Annotated in this window: 4 protein-coding genes and 1 pseudogene; 1 reads left to right on the forward strand and 4 read right to left on the reverse strand. The window is 70.7% G+C overall.

Features of this window, described 5'->3' with window-relative positions; genetic code table 11:
- Positions 1-47: 47 nt before the first annotated feature.
- From ACWGDE_RS35235 to ACWGDE_RS35250, 4 genes and pseudogenes are all read right to left on the reverse strand, one after another.
- A pseudogene (locus ACWGDE_RS35235) lies at positions 48-245 on the reverse strand (electron transfer flavoprotein subunit alpha/FixB family protein); the annotation flags it as partial.
- Between the two features lie 92 nt (positions 246-337).
- Positions 338-1,123: an electron transfer flavoprotein subunit beta/FixA family protein gene (locus ACWGDE_RS35240; protein WP_453393142.1), complete on the reverse strand. Its 786-nt coding sequence runs from the start codon at positions 1,121-1,123 to the stop codon at positions 338-340.
- A gap of 200 nt (positions 1,124-1,323) precedes the next feature.
- Positions 1,324-1,869, reverse strand: coding sequence for a flavin reductase family protein (locus tag ACWGDE_RS35245; protein ID WP_453393143.1), 546 nt, complete (start codon positions 1,867-1,869; stop codon positions 1,324-1,326).
- Between the two features lie 142 nt (positions 1,870-2,011).
- Positions 2,012-2,374, reverse strand: a complete 363-nt coding sequence (locus ACWGDE_RS35250; RefSeq protein ID WP_453393144.1) for a thioredoxin family protein — start codon at positions 2,372-2,374, stop codon at positions 2,012-2,014.
- Positions 2,375-2,667: 293 nt separating this feature from the next.
- Here ACWGDE_RS35250 and ACWGDE_RS35255 point away from each other — a divergent pair, with 293 nt between their 5' ends.
- Complete coding sequence (locus ACWGDE_RS35255) at positions 2,668-3,390, forward strand: lysophospholipid acyltransferase family protein (protein WP_453393145.1); 723 nt, start codon at positions 2,668-2,670, stop codon at positions 3,388-3,390.
- Positions 3,391-3,419 lie beyond the last annotated feature (29 nt).

Below are 3,419 nucleotides of genomic sequence, written 5' to 3' on the forward strand. Positions count from 1 at the left end.
GCGTCGTACGCGGCCTGGAGCGCTTCCACATTCGTTACGACTTGTTAGTCCGAGACCTGGGGCGCGTCGGCCGTGTGGACCTTGACGGCACCGTGCTGGGCGAGCCGGGCGGCGGTGGCCTCGGCGCCGGCGCCGAGCGCCAGGGCGACGGGCTCGCCGATGCGGCGGGCCAGCGTCAGCAGCTCGAGGGTGGGCTTGCGGACGGCACCGTCGACGTGGTCGACGTAGACGAGGACTTCAGCCATGGGGGATGCTCCTGCGAATGCGAAGTAGTCAGGGGGCGTTTGAGGAAGGGCCCGAAGCTCTTGGACGAACTTCCGGCCGGCCAGGCTGCTGCCTAGATGAACTTCTGCTCCGCAAGGAAGCCGGCCAGCGCCTTGCCGCCCTCGCCCTCGTCCTTGACGATCGTGCCGGCGGTACGGGCCGGGCGCTGGGCCGCGGAGTCGACCGCGGTCCACGAGCCTTCGAGACCGACCTCGTCGGACTCGATCTCGAGGTCCTCGAGGTCCCAGGACTCGACCGGCTTCTTCTTGGCGGCCATGATGCCCTTGAAGGACGGGTAGCGGGCCTCGCCCGACTGGTCCGTCACCGAGACGAGCGCCGGGAGGGAGGCCTCCAGCTGCTCGCTCGCCGAGTCGCCGTCGCGGCGGCCGGTGACGACGCCGTCCTCGACCTTGACCTCGGAGAGCAGGGTGACCTGCGGGACGCCCAGGCGCTCGGCCAGGATCGCCGGGAGGACGCCCATGGTGCCGTCGGTCGAGGCCATGCCCGTGATGACCAGGTCGTAGCCGGCCTTCTCGATCGCCTTGGCGAGCACCAGCGAGGTGCCCATGACGTCGCTGCCGTGCAGGTCGTCGTCCTCGACGTGGATGGCCTTGTCGGCACCCATGGACAGCGCCTTGCGCAGCGCGTCCTTCGCGTCCTCGGGGCCCACCGTCAGAACGGTGATCTCCGCGTCGTCGGCCTCGTCGGCGATCTGCAGCGCCTGCTCGACGGCGTACTCGTCGAGCTCCGACAGGAGGCCGTCGACGTCGTCGCGGTTGACGGTCAGGTCCTCGGTGAACTGCCGGTCGCCGGTGGCGTCGGGCACGTACTTCACACAGACAACGATCCTCAGGCTCACGCCGGCTCTCCTACCGCATCGACATTTCTGGTACCGCCTTGCTCAGGCAGCATAGGCGCCATCTCCGGGCCACCCCTAAGGGGCGTCCCATGCCCCACAGGGGATGTTACTCGTCAGTACACAGCGGGTCCCGCCAGGTTGCAAGGGCAGTGAACTGTGATCTGGCCAACGCCGTGGCAACCCGCCCCAACAGGCACGATTCAGTCGCGCAACGCGTTGAAGCGCCCCTGGTGGTAGAGCAGCGGGCGCGCCTGACCGGCCGGATCACCCACGGGGTCCCCCGCCGGGTCCCCGGCGACCGCCTCGGCGATGATCACCCGGTGCTCGCCGGCGGGCACCCGGGCGACCACCCGGCACACCAGCCAGGCCAGTACGCCGTCCAGTACGGGGACCCCGTGCGGCCCGGGCGCCCAGTCGGTCTCCGGGCCGAAGCGGTCGGCTCCGTTGCGCGCGAACAGACCGGCCAGGGCGCTCTGGTGCTCGCCGAGTATGTGGACGCCGAGGTACTCGGAGTCCCGTATCCCGGGCCAGCTGGAGGATCCGGTGCCGATGGTGAACGACAGGAGCGGGGGGTCGGCGGAGACCGAGTTGAGCGAGGTCGCGGTGAAGCCCACCGGCCGGCCACCGCTCTCGGCGGTGATCACGGCCACGCCCGCGGCATGCCGGCGGAACACCGAACGCAGCAGGTCGGGCGAGCCGGGAAGGCCGGCGCCGGATCGGGGGGAGGGAGCCGTCGGAGCAGTCATGAGGGGAGGCCCCGTCGGTAAAGCAGGAGTTCATACCGCATGTCGTCAGCCTGGCGATCACCCGTGTACACAGTCAAGCCGCAGCGGGGAGATGTAGGGCGCGTCACGCTGCGTGCGGGCGCGCGTACCGGCGCGGCAGGCGTCATACCGCGGCGCCGAGGGCCGCGATCACGTCCGCCTTGCGCGGCATCCCGGCCGCCCGTCGCACGATCCGGCCGGCCGCGTCCAGGACGAGCACCGTCGGGGTCTTCTCGATTCCCAGCGCCCGTACGAGGTCCAGGTTCTTCTCGGCGTCGATCTCGATGTGCGCCACGCCCTCGACCATGGCCGCGACCTCGGCCAGGATCCTGCGCGTGGCCCGGCAGGGCTGGCAGAAGGCACTGGAGAACTGCACCAGGCTGGCCCGCTCCCCCGGCTCCGCGCCCAGTTCCCCTGCGCCCAGCCGTCGGGCGCCCCCGTTCCACTCGTGCCCGTCCTCGTGCCCGTCTGACTCGTGCCCGCGCACGCGTGCTCCCGTCGCCGCCGTAGCCGTACCGTTGAGGTGCGCCGACCGGCGCACACACTCGGGTCGTACGTGTACTCGTACCCGCACCCACACATCATCCCGGTACGTTCGTACGCTGATCCGAGCGCCCCGGGCGCGCGCCGCATTCCCGGCGTGACGAGAATCTCGCCGGGCGCGGGCCTCTGGACTGGCCTGCGGCTCTCGTATGGGGCACGATCCCCATGGCCGCGTACCTACGCTGCCGTAACTTCCGGCCGGGAGCACCTCCAGGCAGAAAGCGGGGTCTCCCCACCATGGCTGAGCTCGTCTACCCCCCGGTCATCGGCGCCGCGCACACCCTCTTCCGTGCGCTCGACGTCCGCATCGACATGAAGGGCACCGAGAACATCCCGCGCAAGGGCGGGGCGGTTCTGGTGTCGAACCACATCGGCTACCTCGACTTCATCTTCGCCGGTCTCACCGCGCGCCCGCAGAAGCGCCTCGTCCGCTTCATGGCGAAGGAGTCGGTGTTCCGGCACAAGGTGTCCGGCCCGCTGATGCGCGCGATGAAGCACATCCCGGTGGACCGTTCGCAGGGTGAGACCGCCTACCAGCACGCCCTGGACTCGCTGCGCTCCGGCGAGATCATCGGCGTGTTCCCGGAGGCGACGATCTCCCAGTCCTTCACGCTCAAGAGCTTCAAGTCGGGTGCGGCGCGGATGGCCCAGGAGGCCGGCGTCCCGCTGATCCCGGTGGCCCTGTGGGGTACGCAGCGGCTGTGGACCAAGGGCCGCCCCAAGGACCTCAAGCGCAGCCACATCCCGGTGACGATGCGGGTGGGCGAGCCGATGGAGGCGCCGACCGACCAGTTCGCGGGGGCCATCACCCGGCGGCTGCGCGAGCGGGTGCAGGAGCTGCTGGAGGCGGCGCAGAGCGCGTACCCGGCCAAGCCCAAGGGCACGGAGGACTCCTGGTGGCTGCCGGCCCACCTCGGCGGCACGGCGCCGACGGCCGCCCAGGTCAAGGAAGCCGGCTGAGACTTCACGAGGACGCGGCCCCCCCGATC

It is taken from the genome of Streptomyces sp. NPDC054956, from assembly GCF_053609185.1.